Source organism: Comamonas koreensis (assembly GCF_014076495.1).
Taxonomy (GTDB): domain Bacteria; phylum Pseudomonadota; class Gammaproteobacteria; order Burkholderiales; family Burkholderiaceae_C; genus Comamonas; species Comamonas squillarum.
In genome coordinates this window covers 1,417,196-1,436,303 of record NZ_CP043575.1, presented here as the reverse complement: position 1 = coordinate 1,436,303, position 19,108 = coordinate 1,417,196, and the positions used below count along the sequence as shown (strand labels likewise).

Here is a 19,108-nt window from a genome sequence, read left to right as displayed (position 1 = left end):
CTGAGAAACCCCAATCTACCACCGTTGCGGCTGCCACCAGCTAGGCAGCAGCGCGCGCACCTGGGCGCGGTGAAAGCGGTCGTCGATCAGCACCACCACGCCCCGGTCATCCTCACTGCGAATCACCCGCCCAGCCGCCTGCACCACCTTGCGCAGCCCCGGGTAGAGGTAGGTGTAGTCATAGGCCTTGGCAGCGCCAAAGCGCTGGGCCATGGCCTGCTGCATATGCGTGTTGATGGGGTTGACCTGGGGCAGGCCCAGGGTGGCAATAAAGGCGCCTATCAGCCGGTTGCCCGGCAAGTCCACCCCTTCTGAAAACGCCCCGCCCAGCACGGCCAGGCCAATGCCCTGCCCGGCCTCGTCAAAGCGCGCCAAAAAGGCGGCGCGCCCGGCATCGTCCATGGCCGAGGTCTGGCAGAACAGCGGCAGCTGCGGCTGCAGGCGCTGCATGCATTCGGCCGCGCGCTGCAAATAATCAAAGCTGCTGAAAAAGCACAGGTAGTTGCCCGGCTGGCGGGCAAACTGCGCCGCCACCACTTCGGCAATCGGCACGAGCGACTGCGCCCGGTCCTGGTAGCGGGTGGAGATATGGCCCGCAATCTGCACCTGCAACTGTGCGGCCAGGAAGGGCGAGGGCACATCGACCCACTGCGTGGCAGGTGGCAGGCCCAGAAGATCCTGGTAGAAGGCCTGCGGCCCCAGGGTGCCGGAGAACAGCACCGTGGCGCAGGCGGCGCTATGGCGCGCGGCCAGGTGCGGCGCGGGCACGACATTGCGGATGCAGAGCGTGGACATCGGCCCCCGCCGGCCGGCAGATGCACTGCCCCATAGGCTGATATCAAACAGCGCATGCGGCCCCAGCTGCTCGGCCAGGTTCAGCCAGGACAGCGCCTCCAGGTAAAAGCCCAGCACCGCGTCGCCCGGCAGCATGGGGCTGTCGCCTTGGGCCTGGGCAATGGCCGCCACGGCGCGCTGCACGGCACCCAGCAGGCCGGGCGGCAGCTCGGCGTAGACCTGGTAGTCCTGCCCGCCCTCGTGCTGGGCCTTGTTCAGCGCGTTCCATTGCCGGTTCAAGGCATCCAGCGATTTCTTGACCGGGCCGGCCGCCGCCTTGCGCGCCGCCGCCAAGGTGTGCTGCGGCAGCTCGGCCGTGTACATGCGGCGCGCGCGTTCGAGCAGGTTGTGGGCCTCGTCCACCAGCACGCCCACCTTCCACTGGTGGGCCTGGGTCAGCGCATACAGCATCGCGGCGCTGTCGTAAAAGTAGTGGTAGTCGCCCACAACCACATCGCTCCAGCGCGCCAGCTCCTGGGTCAGGTAATAGGGGCAGACCTGGTGCTGCAGCGCCAGCGTACGTACCTTGTCGGGCGTCAGCATCGGCTCTTGCGCCAGGGCCTGGGCGCGGGCGGCGGGCAGGCGGTCGTAAAAGCCCTGGGCCAGCGGGCAGGATTCGCCATGGCAGGCCTTGTCCGGGTGCTCGCAGCTTTTGTCGCGCGCCTGCAGGTCGACCACGCGCAGCGGCACCGCGCCCGTCTGGCCCTGCAGCGCCGTCTGCAACAGGCCCAGCGCATGCAAGGCCAGCCGGTGGCCTGTGGTCTTGGCGGTCAGAAAAAACAGCTTGTCCAACCCCTCTTGCGCACTGGCCTTGAGCATGGGGAAGATGGTGGCCACGGTCTTGCCAATGCCGGTGGGCGCCTGCGCCATCAAACAGCTGCCGCCGCCCGCCTGCAAGCCCGCCTGGGCCGTGCGGTACACCGCCACCGACAGCGCCCGCTGCCCGGTGCGGAACTGCGCAAACGGAAAGCGCAGCGCCGCCAGCGCCGCATCCCGCGCGCTGCGGTGCGCGGCCTCGCTGCGCGCCCAGTCCAAAAACAAGCGGCATTGCTGCTCAAAAAACGCCTGCAGCTCGGCGGCGCTGTACGGCTCGGCCAGAACCGTCTCCTGCTGCGTGCCGACGTTGAAGTAGACCAGCGCCACCTTCAAGCGGGGCAGGCCCCGCTCCAGGCACAGCAGGTGGCCGTAGACCTTGGCCTGCGCCCAGTGCAAGGCGCGGTGGTTGTCGCGCACGCTGTCGATCTGGCCCCGGTAGGTCTTGATTTCCTCGAGCTGACCCAGAGCCGGGTCAAAGCCATCGGCGCGGCCGCGTACCTGCAGGTCTTCAAAGCTGCCTGCCAGGCGCAGTTCTGCCTCATAGCCGGCGCCCCGGCGGGCACGCACCAGGCCATGGCCTTCGATGCCTTCAAGCGCCGATGGCGCAGGCGTAAAGCGCAAATCCAGGTCGCCCGCGCGGGCGGTGAACTCGCACAAGGCGCGCACCGCCACGGTGTAGCTCATGCGCCCGCCTCGCGCCACTGCACATGGCAGACGCCCACGGGTATGCCATGGGCGGCGCAGTACTCCAGCCAGCGGATCTGGTTGTCCTGCAGCTTGTCGCCCGGGCCTTTGACCTCCACCAGCTGGTAGCGCCGCTCTTGCGGCCAAAAGCGCACCAGGTCCGGAAAGCCCGTGCGGTTGGCCTGCAGATTGCCGAGCAGGCGCTGGAACAGCAGTTGGAGGTGGGCCGCCGGTATGCAGGCCAGCGCATGGTCCAGCAGCGCCTGCGTCAACGTGCTCCAAAACACAAAGGGCGATTGCAGGCCAGCCTTGTCGGCAAAGCGCTGGCGGATCACCTCGGCGTAGCTGCCGTCGTCCAAGGTCGCCAGACAAGCCTCAAACAGCGCCGCACGCCGCGCGACAAAATCGGGCGCATAGACATCGGCCGGCCCCGCCTGGAACGGATGAAAAAACGCCCCTGGCAAAGGCGCAAAAATCGCCGGCCAGCACAGCAGGCCAAACAGCGAGTTGACCAGCGCGTTCTCGACATAAAACACCGGCGCATCGTCGCGGTGCCAGTGGTCGCGCAAGGCGTATTCCACAGGCATCAGGCGCAGGCCTTCGGTGACCTCGGCGGTTTTCATCGCGTCGCCAGCGCGCAAGGCGGCCTCCAACGCTGCGGCATCGCTCAGCGCATCCATCGCCGCCAGATCGTGTTGCATGCGTGGCATGCGCAGCACCCGGTCCAGCGCCACATCCTCACGCAGCTGCGCCACCTCGGGTTTGAGCGCGCGGCGGCTGGCGCTGCGCTGGCCCAGGTGGCGGCGCAAGCGCGGCAGCATGCGGGCCAGGCGCTGGCTTTCCTCATCGCTCTCGGGCTGCTGCGCAGCGGCGCTGGCCAAGGCCAGGGCCTCGTCAAAGCGCTCCATGCGTTCGAGCACGCGCATGCGGCGGTGGCGTGCGCCCGGGTAGGGGCTGGCAGCATAGGCCTGCTCGGCCAGCGCCCAGCTTTGGCTGCGCTCACAGGCCTGGCCCAGGCGCAGCAGCACCTTGGCATGGCGCTGCTGCAGCCAGGGGTTGGCACTGCGCCAGGTGGTCAACGCGTCCATCAGCGCCTGGCGGTCTTCGTCCTCATCCACCGCCTGGCGCCACTGCTGCAGCTGGCGGTAGCCCTGCACATCGGCGCGGGTCTGGAAGGCGCGCGACTGCGCATCAAAGGCCACCGTCTCGTATTTGAAGATGCCCAGGTCGGCCAGCACAAACTCTGACCAGTCCTGGTGCAGATTGCCAAAGAACATCAGGCGCAGGCCCTCGGCCAGCTCGCCGACGGTGACGCGCCAGGCGGCATGTTCGGCTTGCGGATGCCAGCGGTGGTAGGGCTGCAGCTGCTCTTGGGCTTCTTGCTCGGTACCTGGATCAGACTGCTGAGCCCATTGCGCAAGTTGGGCCAGCATGTCCGCCTTGCGCAGCGAGCGCGCCAAGCCGGCATTGGCAAAGATCTGCAGCAGCTCGGGCTTGGTGTGCAGCGCAAACAGCTCGGCCAACGCCATATCGGCATCGGCATCGATCCAGCCCAGTGCCAGCAAGGGCTGCGCGGCGGCATGTACATCGGGAATCTCGTCGTAGACCAGCTTGTCCGCGCGGAACCAGGGCCCGCGCCGCATCAGCATGCGCACCATCAGCGCCTGCGACGGCATGGGGGCCTGGGCAAAGTCCGCCAGAAACTGCTGCTCCTGCGCGTCCAGCACATCGCCATAGCGCTGCCCCAGCCACTGCAGCGCGCGCTCGAAGTTGTGCAGGTAGTAGTAGCGGTGGGGGGCCAGCATGGGGGTCGGATGCGGTGTGGGTGAGTGATAGCCGATCTGTATTTTTATACAGCTATTTTAACTTTGCCGCCATGTCCCCTTCTGGCCGTCAGGCTCGCGCAGCCGATTGCACTATTCCACTGCTTGCAGGCAGGCCATATACAAATGAGTTTGCGAATAGAAACGATTCTCATTTATTATGTTTTTATTTGACGCTGCCTTGATGCCGAGCAAAGTGTTTTCCGTTTATCCCGTGGAGGCGAGCCAACCGTGCCAAACCCAGACAGTGACATCCATCCGTTGGTGCAGGAGCACGGTGTGATGCTGCGCCACTATGCTGCACTGCAAGCGCGCTGCACGGCCCAGGTCGATGCACTGCGCGCGGAAGTCGAGGCGCTGCGCGCCCAGGTCACCCAGCTGCGGGCTCAGGTCATCATGCGCGACAGCGCCCTCATCTGGGAGCGCGAAGACCGCCTGGTGCACCTGTCGGCCATCGCCAACCGGGCGGCCGTCACGGCCGTGCGCCGCTGTGTGGACCCGGCCGCGACGATGGAAGTGGCCGCCGTGCCCCCGCCACCACCCGATGCCTATCTGCAAGAGCTGGGCCAGCATGCCACCAACCTGGTGATCTGCCAGACCGGCTGCATCAGCCACGGCGGCTACTGGCGCGAGCATGACCAGTGCAAGCGCCTGGGCAGCACCTGCCTGCTGGAAGACCCCCAGGGCTTTGTCCCCACAGAAACCGCCAAGGCCTCGCACGCCTGGGTGATGACGGCGGCCAGCGTGCCCGCCAAGGAGCTGCCATGAGCTCGCGTTTTCCGTCCTCCGTATCGGGCCCGCTGCTGCTGCGCGAATGGGAGCGCCTGACCCAGACCGGCGTGGAAGCCAGCCGCGACAACCGCCCCGAGCAAGCGCTGGCCTGGCATGAGCATGCGCTACGCGTGGCGCACCAGCTGTTCCACGATGCGCCGGCCGGGGTCTGCGCCGATGACCGCCTGGCCGCCTTTGTGGTCGCGCATCTGAACCTGGCCGACTGCTTCAACACCTTGAGCCAGCCGATATCAGCGGGCGAGTGCATCAACTGCGCCCACCACCAACTGCTGGCCTTGACGCGCGACGACCATGCCAGCGCCGACCTGCGATCGGCCGCCTGCAAGCACCTGCACCACACCTTTGCCGCCTTGACCGAGCACCACAACCGCTGCGCCGCCCGCGAGCGCGAGGATGCGATGGAGCGGCAGGCCCACAGCGTTCCCATGCCTTCGGGCAACCCGCCGCCGGGCACGCTGCTGCACTGACAGCCGCCGCACCGGCATTGACCACCCTGTTCTCCACTCAACAACTGACACACGATATGTCCTATACCCTGCCCAAGCTGGCCTATGCCTACGATGCCCTGGAGCCCAATATTGACGCCCAGACGATGGAGATCCATTACAGCAAGCACCACCAGACCTATGTGAACAACCTCAATGCGGCGGTTGAAGGCACGGAGTTTGCCAACCTGTCCATCGAAGCGTTGGTGGCCCAGGTGGAATCGCTGCCCGAGAAGCTGCGCCTGCCCGTGCGCAACAACGGCGGCGGCCACGCCAACCACAGCCTGTTCTGGGAAGTGATGTCGCCCAGCGGCGGTGGCCTGCCCCAAGGCGATGTGGCCCAGGCCATCGATGCCGACCTGGGTGGTTTTGACGCCTTCAAGGATGCCTTCACCAAGGCGGCACTGAGCCGTTTTGGCAGCGGCTGGGCCTGGCTGACAGTGACGCCTGCAGGCAAGCTGGCGGTGGAAAGCAGCGCCAACCAGGATTCGCCACTGATGAAGGGCATTGGCTCGGGCAACACCCCCATCCTGGGCCTGGATGTGTGGGAGCACGCTTACTACCTGAAGTACCAAAACCGCCGCCCTGAATACATTGCCGCTTTCTACAATGTGGTGGACTGGGGCGTCGTTGCCCGCAAGTACGCCGCTGCACTGGGCAAGTAAGTCACTCCCTTCTTCGAGCACGCGAGCACGCACATGACCCCAGGCAACCAACCGATGGAAATGGACAACCAGCCCGACCCGCGCGATGACGGATCGCGCAGCACCGCCAGCCCTGCGCCCAAACCGGCGCTCAAGCTGCAAACCCGCATCGGTCTGTTGATCTGTGCCCTGGGGGTATTTGCGCTGGCCGCACTGATCTGGGATGGCTTGAAAAACCAGCCCTCGGTGCGCAACGCGTTGCTGGGCGGCTGCATGGCCGCGCTGGCCACTGCCTTGGGCACCTTGCCCGTGCTGCTGGCCCAGCGTCCGTCGGAACGCACACGGGACACTCTTTTTGGATTTGGCGCCGGCGTGATGCTGGCTGCCTGCGCGTTCTCGCTGGTCATCCCCGCATTGGATGCCGCACGCGCCTCCAACCTGATGGGCGGCAGCGCCTGGGCTGCCGGCGGTGTGGTTGGCACCTCCATCCTGCTAGGCGGCCTGGCCCTGCTGGCCATGGACCGCCTGCTGCCCCACGAACATTTCATCAAAGGCCGCGAAGGCGCCAGCGCCCAGCAGCTGCGCCGCACCTGGCTCTTTGTGTTTGCGATCATCCTGCACAACCTGCCAGAAGGCCTGGCCATTGGCGTGGGCTACGCCGGCAATGAAGGCATGCGCGCCAATGCGCTGGCCATCGGCATCTCTATCCAGGATGTGCCCGAAGGCTTTGTCGTTGCCGCCGCGCTGCTGGCCGTCGGCTACAGCCGAGGCTTCTCCGTCCTGCTGGGCATTGCCTCCGGCCTGGTCGAACCCCTGGGCGCCGTCGCCGGCGCCGCCATCATCGGCAGCTCCGCCCTGCTCCTGCCCTGGGGCCTGGGCTTCGCCGCCGGCGCCATGCTCTTCGTCATCAGCCACGAAATCATCCCGGAATCGCACCGCAAGGGGCATGAGTTTTTTGCGACTACGGGGTTGATGGTGGGGTTTGTTTTGATGATGGTGTTGGATACGGCGCTGGGGTGAGGGGGTAGCGGGCGCGTTAGAGATACGCGTCAATACTGCACGCGGCGAGCTAAATGGCCCAGCGGATTTAGGGAAGATTGCTAACTCGCTGCGGTTGCAGCTAAGCCCGTCTGATATTTGAAGAGGCGCAACTCATGCTTGGCCCTAGATCGCTTATGCAGCAGTTCCTCAATGTCCAACACCCCAATATCAACACCATAGATGTCGTTCAGGTTGGTTGAAAGATCCTCAGCGACGAACACTTCGTCGAGATCGAAGATACCAATCGCTTCGAAATGTGTTCGATCGCCGGGCCCTTCGTGGTTCGCATCGCTCAAGCCAGGGAGCATGTCCAAAGCGCGGCTGTATGCCGCCTCTGGGTCGCCGGCTGCGAACATATGCAATGCGAGAAAGTGATGTTCTTCAATGCGAAGAACCTCGTACGGTGGTTGATTGTTCAACCAAAGGTTTTCCTCCTTTATGAGGAAGTGAGCCACATACAAAGGCATAAGTGAGGTGCTTTCAAGGGAGAAGGTTTACGGCGAATTTACGCTCCAATCGAGGAGAGCCTCTATCTCTGCTCCTTAACAGGAAAGAACAGGCAAAGGCACCAGATACACCGGGCTATCTGACTTTCTCCACGCTCGCTCGCACACGCAGTTTTCCGCAACCCAACGCTGCGTAGTCTGCCCCCTTTTAGCTTCGGCTTCTCGTCTTCTTGCTAGCTGCGAATAGGTTGCTATCCCGTCTTTCGAGGTATTCCGCAAGGACCTCCAACGGTGGCACACCAAGCGCCTCCGCGAACTCCACCAATTCCACAGCATCAATGCGCCGCTCGCCACGCTCGCACTTGGACACAAAAGTCTGCGTGTTACCAAGACGCTGTGCCAGCTCCACTTGCGACACGCCCATACGCTTGCGCGTGGCAGTGAGAACGGACAGTAAGAGCTGGTAGTTGGGATTGTGGGTGGAGCGGTACATGGTGGATGGACATGAAACTGCTCACAAGTTAAAGTCCGTTCTGGAATAGTCTGAAATGGACTATTTCTGCAACCAAACCGCCCTCTGAATGCTTGCAAGCACGCCACCCGAGCGTCCGCATTTATGCATCAACCTGAAAGGATTTATTGCTATGGAGCACGAGCACAAGCTCCTTGTCGTGACCGATGAAGTCGTCAGTCAAACTTCCTTGGGTGAAGGCCTTATCGAAGCTGAAGTGCTTGATCCCTCTGGTTCCGGAGTGGATGAGCAGGATGATGCTCGCATGCACCAACAAGCGCTGCGACGGTTCAGGCCTACACAGCTATGGATCTGTCTGCTGTTTTTCTTTGAAGGGGTCTTGGGAGTGTTTGTTGTTGGCTGGCCGGCGCTGATTCTTTGCATTCTGGGAATCTTGTATATGGCATGGGTGGCCAAGCGGTCTAATGCGCCAGCAAGTGAGGACATGAATCGAGGGCGCATGTATGGCGGAGATGCAAGACTGCCGACCACCCGATGGCGGCCATAACGCCTAGTCAAATTGATAGACCGCATCCAGCCTAAAACAGCGATCAATGGCTGAGCACTGCCATCAGAAGCTCGATACCAACTTCGATGCAACGTCTACCCCTTTGAAGATCTCCCGGCCTCCGCCAACCCGAACTCCAAGAATTGCCGTTTACGATTCATCGGCTCTCTGCACCCCACCCCAATCCCCCCACAACCCCAAAGCTTATTTGCGAATGATTCTCAATTGATCATATACTGCACCCATGGCGTAGCAATTGCGGCTACTCCAAGGTTCATCGTGGGGCGACTGACCGGAACTGTCCGGAAGTCGTTTTTGCCAGCCAATGGTTCACACTAGCCACGCATTTTTTTGCGATGAACACCGGCTTCGATAGCGCCATTGCAGCGCAGCGATCCAGTCTCTGAAAACGCCTTTGCTCTGCCCTGCCAATGTTTGGCAAGCCAGCACCACCAGACCTTCTGTCTACCCTCCCCTGATCTCTCTCTATCTACACACATGCTGAGGGCATGTTTTTTTGCGTCTGCACAGTGCCTCGCGTTGACGGCATCTGCGCGCTTCAAACCGGGCCAACCCAACAAAAAGCCCAGACGCCCCCTGCCAACGGCAGCAGCAATCTGGGCTCACTCACATCACCCACCGCAGCGGCAAGCGCTGCAGCGGGCTAGCTACTAACTTAATTAAAAATCCACCGACGCCGACAGCGCAAACGTACGCGGCGCGCCCAGCGCCAGGCTGGACAGCTGGGGCATGCCCCAGTACGACTTGTTGGTCGCGTTCAGAACAGATGCCCGCAAGGTGACTGGTTTGTCGGCCACCTTGGTGATGTAGCGGGCGCCCAGGTCATAGGTGGTGCGGCCGGCGGCCCAGAGGCTGTTGTCGGCGCTGATGTACTGGCGGGACACGGCGGTGGCGTTGGCGCTGAGGGCCAGGCCTTGCACGCCAGGAACATCCCACTCCGCACCCAGCTTGCCTTGCCACTTGGGGGTGCCGGTGGCGAGCTTGCCTTGGTTGACGCCACCAGCGGTTTGCGTCAGCTTCGGGGCAGTGTAGGCCACGCCGCCCATCAGGCGCAGGCCGTGCATGGCGCTGCCGAAGAAGCTCCACTCAATGCCTCGGTTGCGCTGCTCACCGCCGAACGAGAAGACGTTGGTCACAGGGTCGGTATAGCTGCTGGGCCGGGTGATCTCAAACACGCTGACGGTGTGGGCGAAGTCGCCCAGGTCGAGCTTCAGGCCCATCTCCTTTTGCTTGCTCTTGCAGGGCGCAAACACTTCGCCGGCGTTGGCGGCGGTCATCGGTGCGGTGGCGCCCTGGCTCAGTCCTTCGATGTAGTTGGCGTAGAGCGAGAGGTTGTCGCTGGCCTTGACCAGCAGCGCAGCGGCGGGCGAGGTGGCGCTTTCGTCATAGCGCGAGGTACGCGCGCCCGAGGTGATGTTGTAGCTGTCGCTGACCACCTGCTGGCGGCGCACGCCCAAGGTGAGCTGCACGCGGTCTTGCGCCATCGATGTGGGGCGCGACAAAGTCGGCAGCCGGGCCCCATACCGGGTTGTAGAGGTTGGTGGTCCAGTCGGCGCCGGGCACACGATAGACAGCCCGCCCCAACGCGAAACGCAATAGGAACAATAGTTAGTTTAATAATACTAAACTAATAAATTACCGTACATCTTTTACAGCTATCGCAGCAGCGGTTTGGCTGACAATGGCCTGGCACCTGGAGAGAACATGGACCCTGAGAAAAAAGCAGCCCCGCGCGGGCGCCCGCGCCTGATCACGCAAGAGCGCATCGCCGATGCAGGTATCGAGATGGGCTTGCCCAACATCACCTTTGTGGGCGTGGCCAGCACGCTGGGCGTGACGCATATGGCGCTGTACAAGCATGTGCCCAGCCTGGCCGAGCTCAAGCACATGGTGGCCGAGGAGATTTTTCGGCGCTGGGAGTTTTCTCTGCCCAAGGTGGGCGAACAAGAGGGCCTGCAGAACTACCTGGTCCGCTTCAGCGATTCGGTGCGCCAGTTCGCCAAGACCTACCCGGGCGTGACGCCCTATGTGATCCGCAGGCTGGTCGCCACCCCGGCGATGCTCGAGAAGATCGATACCCACCAGGAAGAAGTGGCGCAGGCCTACCGCATTGGCAAAGAGCAGTCGCGCTGGCTGCTGGCGACCATCGCCTTCCACGGCCTGGCCGCTGCCGATTCGGTGTACTCGGCCGCGCGCCAGGAGAGCGTGGTGCCCACCAGCTACGAGGCTGAGACCGCCGAGATGGAAGGTGATCTGGCCCAGGGCATGCATGCGCTGATCGCCGGCGCGCTGCTGCAGCTGCAGCTCGATCCGCAGCTGCAGCCCTGACGCTCTCGGGTCTGCCCCAGGCGCCCTCTGCCATGCGCCCCGCTACAGTCTGAACGCCGGCCCTGCTGACCCGCTGCATGGTCAGCCTTGGCCATGACTACGGCTCGCCTTCCAAAAAACGCCTTGTGCCTCATCGCTATCCGCTTCCATGCCATGGGCGCGAGCTCTGCAGCCACTAGCTAGTTGCTAGCCCGCAGCACCAGCAGCACTCACTCTCCCTGAAAACATCCACACCCTGGCCACTTTGGCAGGGCGGGCGCAGCCTTGCGCCTGCTTTTTTTGGCGGTCTCGATAAATATTTTCAAAAATATGTCAGGAATCGATCAGGTCGAACGACTTCATCAACGTGGCAGCGCTGTGCTGTGCACTTTCAACCTTTCATCACAGGAACGACACCATGAACATCAAGACCCTCACCACCTTGGCCGCCGCTGTCCTCGCCACCTCCGCCTGGGCCGCTGGCAGCCAGGACAGCAAATGCGGCGCAGGCAGCTGCGGCAAGAAGGAATCGAGCACCAAGGACGCCAACTGCTCCAAGAAGGATGGCGGCTGCTCGAAGAAGGACGGCGGTTGCTCCAAGAAGGACGGCGGCTGCTCCAAGAAGGATGGCGCGGGTACCCACTGACCCACTCCGTAACACACCACACAACACCAGGGTGAGCCTCCACGCTCACCCGCCCCCACCACAGAAAGGGTTCCAACCATGTCGACCACTACCAAGATCACTACCCGTCTTCTTCTGGCCGCCAGCCTGGCCTTTGCCGGCAGCGCCCAGGCCATGAGCACCGCCCCCGTGGGCAACGGCTCGGACTACCCGGCTTATGCCCCCTCCAACAGCAGCCTCAGCCGCGACCAGGTCCGGATGCAGTTCACCCAGGCCCGCATGGACGGCACGTTGCGTTTCGACGGCAATTTTGATGCGCCGCAGTTCAAAACCCAGCAACCCGGCATGGGCTTGAGCCGTGCCCAGGTCATCGAGGCCGCTTCCCAGGCCCGCATGGCCGGCACCTTGCCACAGGGTGACAGCTTTGGAGAGTAACGTTGGATGCGGGTTGGCCAAGCGCCAACTCGTGCCTCCACAGAAATGAGGACACCACATGATTGGCCTTGGCTTTCGACGTGAAATGCTCGACTGGGACATGTCCGCCGTGCATGCCGACTTCTTTGAGGTCGCACCCGAGAACTGGGTGCGCCGGGATCTGGCGCCGCTGCAGGCGCTGATCGACTCGGGACGCCCGGTCAACCTGCATGGCGTGGCCCTCAATCTGGGCGGCGCCGCACCACTGGACAGGTCCTTTCTGCGCGATCTGCGCCAGCTGATTGATGACCTGGGCACCCCGCTGTACTCCGACCACCTGGCCGCCAGCGGCGACAGCTTCCAGCTCTATGACCTGTTTGCCGTGCCTTTTACCGAGTCACATGCGCGCCGGGTGGCCGACCGCATCCGCGTCGTGCAAGATGCATTGGGCATGCGCATCGCGGTCGAGAACACGACCTGGTACACCAATGTGGGCGCGATGCCCGAAGCGGATTTTCTCGGCATGGTCCTCGACCAGGCGGACTGCCATCTGCTGCTGGACCTGAACAACCTGTCGGTCAACCACAAGAACCATGGCGGCCCCAGCCCGAGCGAATTCGTGCAAGGCCTGGACATGGGCCGCGTGAGCTACATGCATGTGGCGGGCCATGAGTTCGATGCGCGCTTTGACCTGTTCATGGACACGCACAGCCAGCCGGTGGAAGCACACACCCAGCAGCTCGCACGCAGCCTTGCCGAGCGCCATGGCACCCCCGTGCTGCTGGAATGGGACAACGATGTCCCCGGTATGGAGGTCATCAACCAGGAGCTGGCATGTCTGCGCACTTCTACGACTATGTAAGAGGTCTGTCCGACCAGGTGCCTGCGGGTTACAGCGACAACGGCATGCGTGCCTACCGCCACCTGGTCCACCTGGGCGCCAGCCAGATGGTGGAGGCGCATTTTCCGGAACTGCGCGAGCAACTGGGCGACGAGGCCTGGCGGGAATTGATCACCGCCTTTGTGCGCGACTCGCGCTGGAGCTCGCCCTACTATGGAGATATGAAAGATGCATTCCTTGAATTCATTGCACGTGAAAGCACGCGAGAAGATTGATGGCCTGGGTCTGCTGCTGCTGCGCCTGTGGGTGGGGCAGGAGTTTGTGCTGGCGGGTTTTCGTAAACTGTCATCGGGCTGGGAGGCACCGGCCTGGTTTGCAGGCCTGGACTTTCCCATTCCGGTGAGCTGGCTGCCTGCCAGCCTCAACTGGGGCATTGCAGGGCTTGCCGAGCTGGTGCTGGGCGTGGCGCTGATCATCGGGCTGGCATCGCGCATTGCCGCGCTGGGGCTGATCTTCATCACCTATGTGGCGGTGTACAGCGTGCATTTCGACCTGGGCTGGGCCGGTTGGAACCAGATCGACAGCGATGACGGCCTGGGCTTCAAGGTGCCCTTGATGCTGGGCATCATGCTGGTCGCCATTGTCAGCCAGGGGCCGGGCCGCTGGTCCCTGGACCGTTGTTGCCATCGATAAGCAAAGGAGTGTATGCACACCATCGCAGCAGAGATCACCGTCCAATGGCGCAGCGCCATGCTGCGCTTTGCAATGCTGCACCTGCCCTCGCGTGAAGAGGCTGAGGATGCCGTGCAAGATACCTTGGCGGCGCTGCTGCAGCTGGACCGCAGCAGCTTTGACGCCGCCCAGGCCAAGAGCTACCTGTTTGGCATTTTGCGCAACAAGATCAGCGACCGGCTGCGACAGAAATACCGCGCGCCCGTGAGCTATGACGAGGCTTTCCAGGACGACCTCGACCAAGTCCTGTTTGACAAGCGGGGCCATTGGGTTGAGGGCGTTGCGCCCACTACCTGGGTCAACCCCCAGCAGCAGCTGCAAAACGACCAGTTCTTCATCGTCGTCGACCTGTGTGTGCACAAGCTGCCGGCCAAGCCAGCGCGGGTGTTTTCCATGAAGGAGTTTCTGGAATGCGAGGCCGAGGAGATTTGCAGCACCTTGGGCATCACCAAGGCCGATTACTGGCAGTGCATGAGCCGCGCGCGCAAGCAGCTGCAGCTGTGCCTGCACCAAAACTGGTTTGACAAAGAGACTGCTTCATGAAATGCCGTGAATACATTTTTCAACTTACCACCGGGCAAATGGAAGAGGCCGGCACGGCCGGCAAAATCGCCGCCTGGCAGCACCGCATGATCTGCTTTCGCTGCCGCGCCTTTACGCGCAATGACCAGGCGCTGCAAGACATGCTCAAGGGCTACAGCGATCATCTGCAAACGCCACCGAACCCGCCCGCCAAGCCCTCCTCGGAGAACTAAGGCCCGGACAGGATCGCCGGGGCACCGTCCCAACGACGGGTTGCCCCGAAGCGCACAGCCTCATCACCATGGAGATCACGATCACGACCCATGACTGTACATAAATACAGTGATAGATGAAAATGCCATTTTTGCCAGGACACTGCCATGGACCACATCGCCACCGGACGCTTTGACATCAAGCTGCAACCCGAAGGCCTGAGCCCGGTTGCCGAGGCCACCGGCCTGGGCCGGTTCTCGCTGGACAAACAATTCAGCGGCGACCTGCAGGCGACCAGCCAGGGCGAAATGCTGTCGTTCCGCAGCACGACCGCCGGCTCGGCCGGTTATGTGGCGATGGAGCACGTGCAAGGCAGCCTGCATGGCCGCAGCGGCACCTTTGTGCTGCAGCACAGCGCCAGCATGGCGCAGGGCGAGTCCACGCAAAGCATCAGCGTCGTACCCGATTCGGCCACCGATGCACTGCAGGGCCTGCGCGGCAGCATGCAGATCACGATCGACAACGGCCAGCATTCCTACCGCTTTGTGTACCAGCTGCCTGAGGCTTGACGAGCCCCCAGCACCTTCGACGACTGAAAAGTCCCGGGCCTGCAATCGCATGCAGGCCCGGGACTTTGTGCATGGGGCGTGTTCGCTCTTCCCACCATACCAAGCCGCCCCGTAGAATCCAGATCCAATCTGTGCAGCTCCCTGGCGACCCCGCTCGTGGGTTCTCCACTTCAGCGCCCCATCCGCGCCCCGCGCAAAAGGCATGACATGACCCATGGATTCCGCGACAGCGCCGATGGCCTCCGTTACGAGGAGCACATCAGCTGGCCGATGCGGCTGTTTGTCGCGGTGATGGGCCTGGCGATGTTTCTCATCCCGGTACCCTTTGTCCAGCATGGCCACTGGGGCCTGCCCTGGTGGCAACTGCTGCTGCTGGCCGCCTGCATCACGGCGCCGGTGGTGCTGGGGGTGTTCTTTCTTTGCCTGGCATGCGGGCGCTGCCTGCGGCTGCATTTTGACCAGCGCCAGCACTGCCTGGTGCGCCATGGCCGCCTGCCACGGCCCCCGCGTGCCATTCCCTATGCTGATATCGAGCCGCCCAGCGTGCTGGAGCGCAGTGCCGAAGATGGGCCCTACTATGTCGTGCGCCTGCGTGTACGGGGCGAGCGCGCCATGCACCTGAGCAGCTTTGGCCTGCAGGCAGAGGCCCAGGCCTGGTGCCAGCGCATCGCGGACGAGCTCCAGCAGCGATAGCGCAGACGGCCACAAAAAAAGGACTCTGCACCGCCAGCACAGGCTGGCACTGCAAAGTCCAGGGCTGCAGAGTGGGCTGCAGCATGGCAGATCTTTGCGGATCTGCCTTAGGAACGCGGTCCTTGGTTTAGAAGGTGGCCTTCAGGTTCAGACGCACGGTCCGGGGCTCGCCATAGATGGCGCCCGAGTAGAAGCCGTACTGGCGGTAGTAGGTCTTGTCGAACAGGTTGGAGATGTTCAGGGTGGCGACCAGGTCCTTGTTGATCTCATAGCGCGCCATCGCATGGAACAAGGTGTAGGCCTTCAGGTCGATATTGACATTGGCGCCTTCGGTCGGGTGGCTGGTGCCGGTGGCGACCTGGTGCATCTTGCTCTGTGCCGTGAGGCCCGTGCCCAGGGTAAGCTTGTTCCAGCTGCCGGGCAGGCGGTAGCTGGTGTTCAGGCGCAGCAGGTGCTTGGGATCATCCTCTGCGCCGGTGGCGTTGGGGTTGTTCACCGACAGATAGGTGTAGCCGCCATAGACGTTCCAGCTTGGCGTGATGCGGCCGGAGAATTCCAGCTCAAAGCCCTTGGTGGTCACGCCCGATGCGCCGTTGAGATAGGTGGTCACGCCCTCGTCGCCGGTCACGTAGAGCGGGTCGCCGTTGGCATCACGCGCAATCGTTGCCACATCCTTTTGCTGGTTGCGGAACACCGCCAGCGAGCCATCGAACTGGCCATCGAGCCATTCGCCCTTGACGCCCACTTCCATCGCGGTGCCGGACTTGGGATCGAGATACGTGCCATCGACGCGGCGCTGCGACTGGGCTTCGAACACATCGGTGTAGCTGGCGTAGAGCGAGTAGTTGCGATTCAGGTCATAGACGGCGCCCAGGTAGGGCGTGACCTGGTGTCTGAAGCCCGAGGTTACGACGCCGTTGGAGAAGTTGCGCTGCCAGCTCAGGCGCGCGCCGACGATGACCGACAGCGGATCGGTGATGCTCAGGCGCGTGGCCGCATAGCTGCCATAGGTCTTGATGCGCGTGACGGTGTCCTTGCCGTTGCGGGCGGTGGTCACTTCGCCAATGCCCTGGCCCGTGCGGATAAATTCGCGCCAGTCACCGATCGCAAAGCCGTTGCTGATGCCGTTCATGCAGGCCACCGACTGGCCGGCGCTGTTGAAGCAGTCCAGGCCATAGGCGGTCGATGTGTTGTCGTTGTAGTTCGCGCCCATCATGAACTGGTGGCGCCGGCCCAGCGCCTCAAAGGGGCCGTTGAGCGTCCACTGCAGGTACTTGGTGGTGGTGTTGCTGGTGCTGCTGGCGGTGCGCTGGGTGGTGACCCCACTGCTGCGCATGGGCCAGGCCGCGCAGGCGCTGGAGCGCGATGTGGTCGCCGCGCCGCGCATGGACGAGGACGGCCCACGCGAAGTACGCCAGGCCGCGCATGCCTTGAACCGCATGCAGCAGCGCATTGCCGCCAACCTGACCGAGCGCACGCATTTTCTGGCCGCCGTATCGCATGATCTGCGCACGCCCATCACGCGCATGCGGCTGCGCCTGGAGCTGCTGGACAGCGCCGACCTGGACAATGGCAAGCAAAAGCTGCGCGGCGACTTGAGCTGCATGGAAGGCCTGATCGACAGCACCTTGGCCTTTATCCAGGCGCGGGAGCACCAGGGCCCACTGCAGCAGATTGACCTGGATGCACTGGCCCGCAGCATCTGCCAGGACCGGCAGGAGCTAGGCCAGCCCGTCGATATCCGCGGCCACATCCGCGCGCCGGTGATGGGCCAGCCTCTGAGCCTGCGACGCGCGCTGGACAACCTGATCGACAACGCGCTGCGCTATGCCGGCAGCGCCAGCTTGGTGCTCGATGAAGATGAGGACCTTGCCCAGGTCTGCGTGGAGGACCGGGGCCCGGGCATGCGCCCGCGCAGCTCGAGCGCATGCGCCAGCCTTTTGAGCGCGGGGACGCATCACGCAACCAGAATACGGGTGGCCACGGCCTGGGCCTGAGCATTGTCGATGCCATTGCGCAGGCGCATGGCGGCGTGCTGTTGCTGCACAGCCGCGAACCGCAGGGCCTGTCGGCCTGCATGCGCATCCGCAAAAACAGGGTCAGCGCACGGTGATGGGCCTGGGGCATCTTGCTGGCCAAGGGTCCGCCACCACCATCGAGCGCGCTCGCCATCAGCGAGGGCGGCTAGGCCTTCCGGTCAGAGAATATCCAAGGTCTTGACCGCTTGGGCAAAGCGCTCCAGCGCCTCATAGGTATCTGCCTGGGCCAGCGCCGAGATGTTCAAACCGGTGCTGTCGATATCGCCATCCGCATAACCCATCACCCAGTTGGGAAAGCGCCGCTCGGGGCCGGACAGCCCCGAATCGATGACCCGGAAATCGGAATGCCGGGGGTCTGCCTGCAGATGGGATTCCAGCACCAGCATGGCCTCGGGCGCGCCCTCCACATACTGTGCAAACCAGTCGCCATCAAACACCAGCACGCCGGTGATGCCATGGATGGCATTCATCTCACGTGCCTGCTTGACGATGCGCCCCACCTCGGTGGGTCCATAGCCGGCAGCCAGCCTGCTGGTGTAGAGAAGGGATCGGAGAAAAGAAGGCATGGCTGCACTTTCACTGTCAATATGTATGCAATGTACTGCTTGCCTCGGCGGGTGAGTGCCGGCTGAGGTCTTTTTTCTGCTCCAGAGCCTGGCAGCGATAGCAGGCACTTGCTATCACCGCACAAAACCAGCCCCTGATGGCCATCGCAGATGGTGCATCAGGGGCTGGTGACAACGCCTTCGCAGGCGCAGCATCAACGCAAATTACTGGCCAAATTTGCGCTTGGCATCGGTCACGCAGGCATCCTTGGCATCACCGGCCATGGCATCGCAGCGCTCCTTGGCAGCCTTGTAGTCGGCTTCACGCGACTTGTCGGCAGCGTCCTTGCGCGCATCGGCCACATCCGATGGATTGGACGATGGCTTGGCGCTCACCTCAGCGACCTTGGCGGCTTCCAAAGCCTTCACATGGGCTGCCTTGGCTTCCTTCTGGCAGACGTCCTTGGTGTTGCCCGTGGCGTCGTCGCACTTTTCCTTGGCCACGTCGTACTCGGCATCTGCCTTGGCCTTGGCCAGGTCGTGGCGGTGGCTTTCGGTAGGTTCTGCACGGTGCTTCAGGTCAGCCATGGCAACCTTCTTTTGGCCATCAGCCTGCTTCTTGCAGACATCCTTGGCATTGCCCTTCATGGGCTTGCACTGGTCGCTGGCCGCCTTGTGCTCGGCTTCAATGCGGTCCTTCTCGACCTTTTGCTCGGCAGAGGTCATGGCGAAAACGCCACCGGAGAAGAAAGCGGCTGCACACAGGGCGGCGATGGTAGGTTGGAGCTTCATGGTTTTTTCCTTGGATCGTTATGGTGAAAGAGCTGACTATTTTTTGGGCCTATCAATGAAGCGCAAAAAAATAGTCTCCTGGCATGTCATTCATGCAATACCGCCACAATGGCTGCGTTGCTGGCCTCAATGGCGTGAATGAATTATCAGCAGCCCCAACCGCGCAGGCTGTGGGTGGCAGGACGGACACATGGTCAGATTTCACCTACCG

At 62.9% G+C, this 19,108-nt stretch carries 22 protein-coding genes and 2 pseudogenes; 16 read left to right on the top strand and 8 right to left on the bottom strand.

Annotation, left to right across the window (positions count from 1 at the left end):
- Positions 1–15: 15 nt before the first annotated feature.
- Positions 16–2,334 carry an ATP-dependent DNA helicase gene (locus tag F0Q04_RS06495; protein ID WP_182344979.1) on the bottom strand — a complete coding sequence of 773 codons (2,319 nt, stop codon included), beginning with the start codon at positions 2,332–2,334 and terminating at the stop codon, positions 16–18.
- Complete coding sequence (locus F0Q04_RS06490) at positions 2,331–4,139, bottom strand: VRR-NUC domain-containing protein (protein ID WP_182344978.1); 1,809 nt, start codon at positions 4,137–4,139, stop codon at positions 2,331–2,333. The genes F0Q04_RS06495 and F0Q04_RS06490 overlap by 4 nt, the downstream gene beginning before the upstream one ends.
- A 300-nt stretch (positions 4,140–4,439) precedes the next feature.
- Here F0Q04_RS06490 and F0Q04_RS06485 point away from each other — a divergent pair, with 300 nt between their 5' ends.
- From F0Q04_RS06485 to F0Q04_RS06470, 4 genes are read left to right on the top strand one after another with little or no spacing between them, the layout of a single operon-like run.
- On the top strand, positions 4,440–4,925 hold the full coding sequence (locus F0Q04_RS06485; RefSeq protein ID WP_409935212.1) for a hypothetical protein: 486 nt from the start codon (positions 4,440–4,442) through the stop codon (positions 4,923–4,925).
- Positions 4,922–5,416, top strand: a complete 495-nt coding sequence (locus F0Q04_RS06480; protein WP_021028932.1) for a hypothetical protein — start codon at positions 4,922–4,924, stop codon at positions 5,414–5,416. The genes F0Q04_RS06485 and F0Q04_RS06480 overlap by 4 nt, the downstream gene beginning before the upstream one ends.
- 56 nt (positions 5,417–5,472) lie before the next feature.
- On the top strand, positions 5,473–6,099 hold the full coding sequence (locus F0Q04_RS06475) for a superoxide dismutase (protein WP_182344977.1): 627 nt from the start codon (positions 5,473–5,475) through the stop codon (positions 6,097–6,099).
- Between the two features lie 60 nt (positions 6,100–6,159).
- Entirely contained in the window at positions 6,160–7,098 is a 939-nt protein-coding gene (locus tag F0Q04_RS06470) for a ZIP family metal transporter (RefSeq protein ID WP_182345563.1), read from the top strand.
- Between the two features lie 80 nt (positions 7,099–7,178).
- Here F0Q04_RS06470 and F0Q04_RS06465 read toward each other — a convergent pair whose 3' ends face one another.
- Together F0Q04_RS06465 and F0Q04_RS06460 are read right to left on the bottom strand one after the other, a co-directional pair.
- On the bottom strand, positions 7,179–7,586 hold the full coding sequence (locus F0Q04_RS06465) for a hypothetical protein (RefSeq protein ID WP_182344976.1): 408 nt from the start codon (positions 7,584–7,586) through the stop codon (positions 7,179–7,181).
- A 187-nt stretch (positions 7,587–7,773) separates the two neighbouring features.
- Entirely contained in the window at positions 7,774–8,058 is a 285-nt protein-coding gene (locus F0Q04_RS06460) for a helix-turn-helix domain-containing protein (protein WP_182344975.1), read from the bottom strand.
- An 88-nt stretch (positions 8,059–8,146) separates the two neighbouring features.
- Here F0Q04_RS06460 and F0Q04_RS06455 point away from each other — a divergent pair, with 88 nt between their 5' ends.
- Positions 8,147–8,584, top strand: a complete 438-nt coding sequence (locus F0Q04_RS06455; RefSeq protein WP_133248237.1) for a hypothetical protein — start codon at positions 8,147–8,149, stop codon at positions 8,582–8,584.
- Between the two features lie 680 nt (positions 8,585–9,264).
- Here F0Q04_RS06455 and F0Q04_RS06450 read toward each other — a convergent pair.
- Positions 9,265–10,162, bottom strand: a pseudogene (locus F0Q04_RS06450) (TonB-dependent receptor); the annotation flags it as partial.
- 147 nt (positions 10,163–10,309) lie between these two features.
- On the opposite strand from F0Q04_RS06450, the gene F0Q04_RS06445 reads away from it, so the two are divergent.
- The 10 genes from F0Q04_RS06445 to F0Q04_RS06400 all read left to right on the top strand — a co-directional run bounded on the left by F0Q04_RS06445 (position 10,310) and on the right by F0Q04_RS06400 (position 15,521).
- Positions 10,310–10,933, top strand: a complete 624-nt coding sequence (locus F0Q04_RS06445) for a TetR/AcrR family transcriptional regulator (protein ID WP_182344974.1) — start codon at positions 10,310–10,312, stop codon at positions 10,931–10,933.
- 397 nt (positions 10,934–11,330) lie between these two features.
- Positions 11,331–11,558, top strand: a complete 228-nt coding sequence (locus tag F0Q04_RS06440; protein ID WP_116927743.1) for a hypothetical protein — start codon at positions 11,331–11,333, stop codon at positions 11,556–11,558.
- Positions 11,559–11,636: 78 nt separating this feature from the next.
- Positions 11,637–11,972: a DUF4148 domain-containing protein gene (locus tag F0Q04_RS06435; protein WP_116927742.1), complete on the top strand. Its 336-nt coding sequence runs from the start codon at positions 11,637–11,639 to the stop codon at positions 11,970–11,972.
- Positions 11,973–12,030: 58 nt separating this feature from the next.
- Positions 12,031–12,813: a DUF692 family multinuclear iron-containing protein gene (locus tag F0Q04_RS06430; RefSeq protein ID WP_182344973.1), complete on the top strand. Its 783-nt coding sequence runs from the start codon at positions 12,031–12,033 to the stop codon at positions 12,811–12,813.
- A complete protein-coding gene (locus F0Q04_RS06425) occupies positions 12,786–13,067 on the top strand; it encodes a putative DNA-binding domain-containing protein (RefSeq protein ID WP_182344972.1) in 282 nt (93 codons plus the stop codon). The genes F0Q04_RS06430 and F0Q04_RS06425 overlap by 28 nt, the downstream gene beginning before the upstream one ends.
- Complete coding sequence (locus F0Q04_RS06420; RefSeq protein WP_232539524.1) at positions 13,030–13,485, top strand: DoxX family protein; 456 nt, start codon at positions 13,030–13,032, stop codon at positions 13,483–13,485. Before F0Q04_RS06425 ends, F0Q04_RS06420 begins: the two co-directional genes overlap by 38 nt.
- A gap of 12 nt (positions 13,486–13,497) precedes the next feature.
- Positions 13,498–14,067 carry a sigma-70 family RNA polymerase sigma factor gene (locus F0Q04_RS06415; protein WP_182344970.1) on the top strand — a complete coding sequence of 190 codons (570 nt, stop codon included), beginning with the start codon at positions 13,498–13,500 and terminating at the stop codon, positions 14,065–14,067.
- Entirely contained in the window at positions 14,064–14,279 is a 216-nt protein-coding gene (locus F0Q04_RS06410; protein WP_182344969.1) for a hypothetical protein, read from the top strand. Before F0Q04_RS06415 ends, F0Q04_RS06410 begins: the two co-directional genes overlap by 4 nt.
- A gap of 147 nt (positions 14,280–14,426) precedes the next feature.
- Entirely contained in the window at positions 14,427–14,828 is a 402-nt protein-coding gene (locus tag F0Q04_RS06405) for a DUF3224 domain-containing protein (RefSeq protein WP_182344968.1), read from the top strand.
- A gap of 207 nt (positions 14,829–15,035) precedes the next feature.
- Positions 15,036–15,521 carry a hypothetical protein gene (locus F0Q04_RS06400; protein ID WP_116927736.1) on the top strand — a complete coding sequence of 162 codons (486 nt, stop codon included), beginning with the start codon at positions 15,036–15,038 and terminating at the stop codon, positions 15,519–15,521.
- Between the two features lie 127 nt (positions 15,522–15,648).
- On the opposite strand, the gene F0Q04_RS06395 is transcribed toward F0Q04_RS06400, so the two are convergent.
- Positions 15,649–16,857: a TonB-dependent siderophore receptor gene (locus F0Q04_RS06395; protein ID WP_182344967.1), complete on the bottom strand. Its 1,209-nt coding sequence runs from the start codon at positions 16,855–16,857 to the stop codon at positions 15,649–15,651.
- Between F0Q04_RS06395 and F0Q04_RS06390 the strand changes: the two are divergent.
- Positions 16,856–17,634, top strand: a pseudogene (locus F0Q04_RS06390) (sensor histidine kinase). The gene F0Q04_RS06395 and the pseudogene F0Q04_RS06390 sit on opposite strands and share 2 nt — an antisense overlap.
- 84 nt (positions 17,635–17,718) lie before the next feature.
- On the opposite strand, the gene F0Q04_RS06380 reads toward F0Q04_RS06390, so the two are convergent.
- Together F0Q04_RS06380 and F0Q04_RS06375 are read right to left on the bottom strand one after the other, a co-directional pair.
- Positions 17,719–18,126, bottom strand: a complete 408-nt coding sequence (locus tag F0Q04_RS06380) for a BLUF domain-containing protein (protein ID WP_116927733.1) — start codon at positions 18,124–18,126, stop codon at positions 17,719–17,721.
- A 204-nt stretch (positions 18,127–18,330) separates the two neighbouring features.
- Positions 18,331–18,897, bottom strand: coding sequence for a hypothetical protein (locus tag F0Q04_RS06375; RefSeq protein ID WP_116927732.1), 567 nt, complete (start codon positions 18,895–18,897; stop codon positions 18,331–18,333).
- Positions 18,898–19,108: the final 211 nt, after the last annotated feature.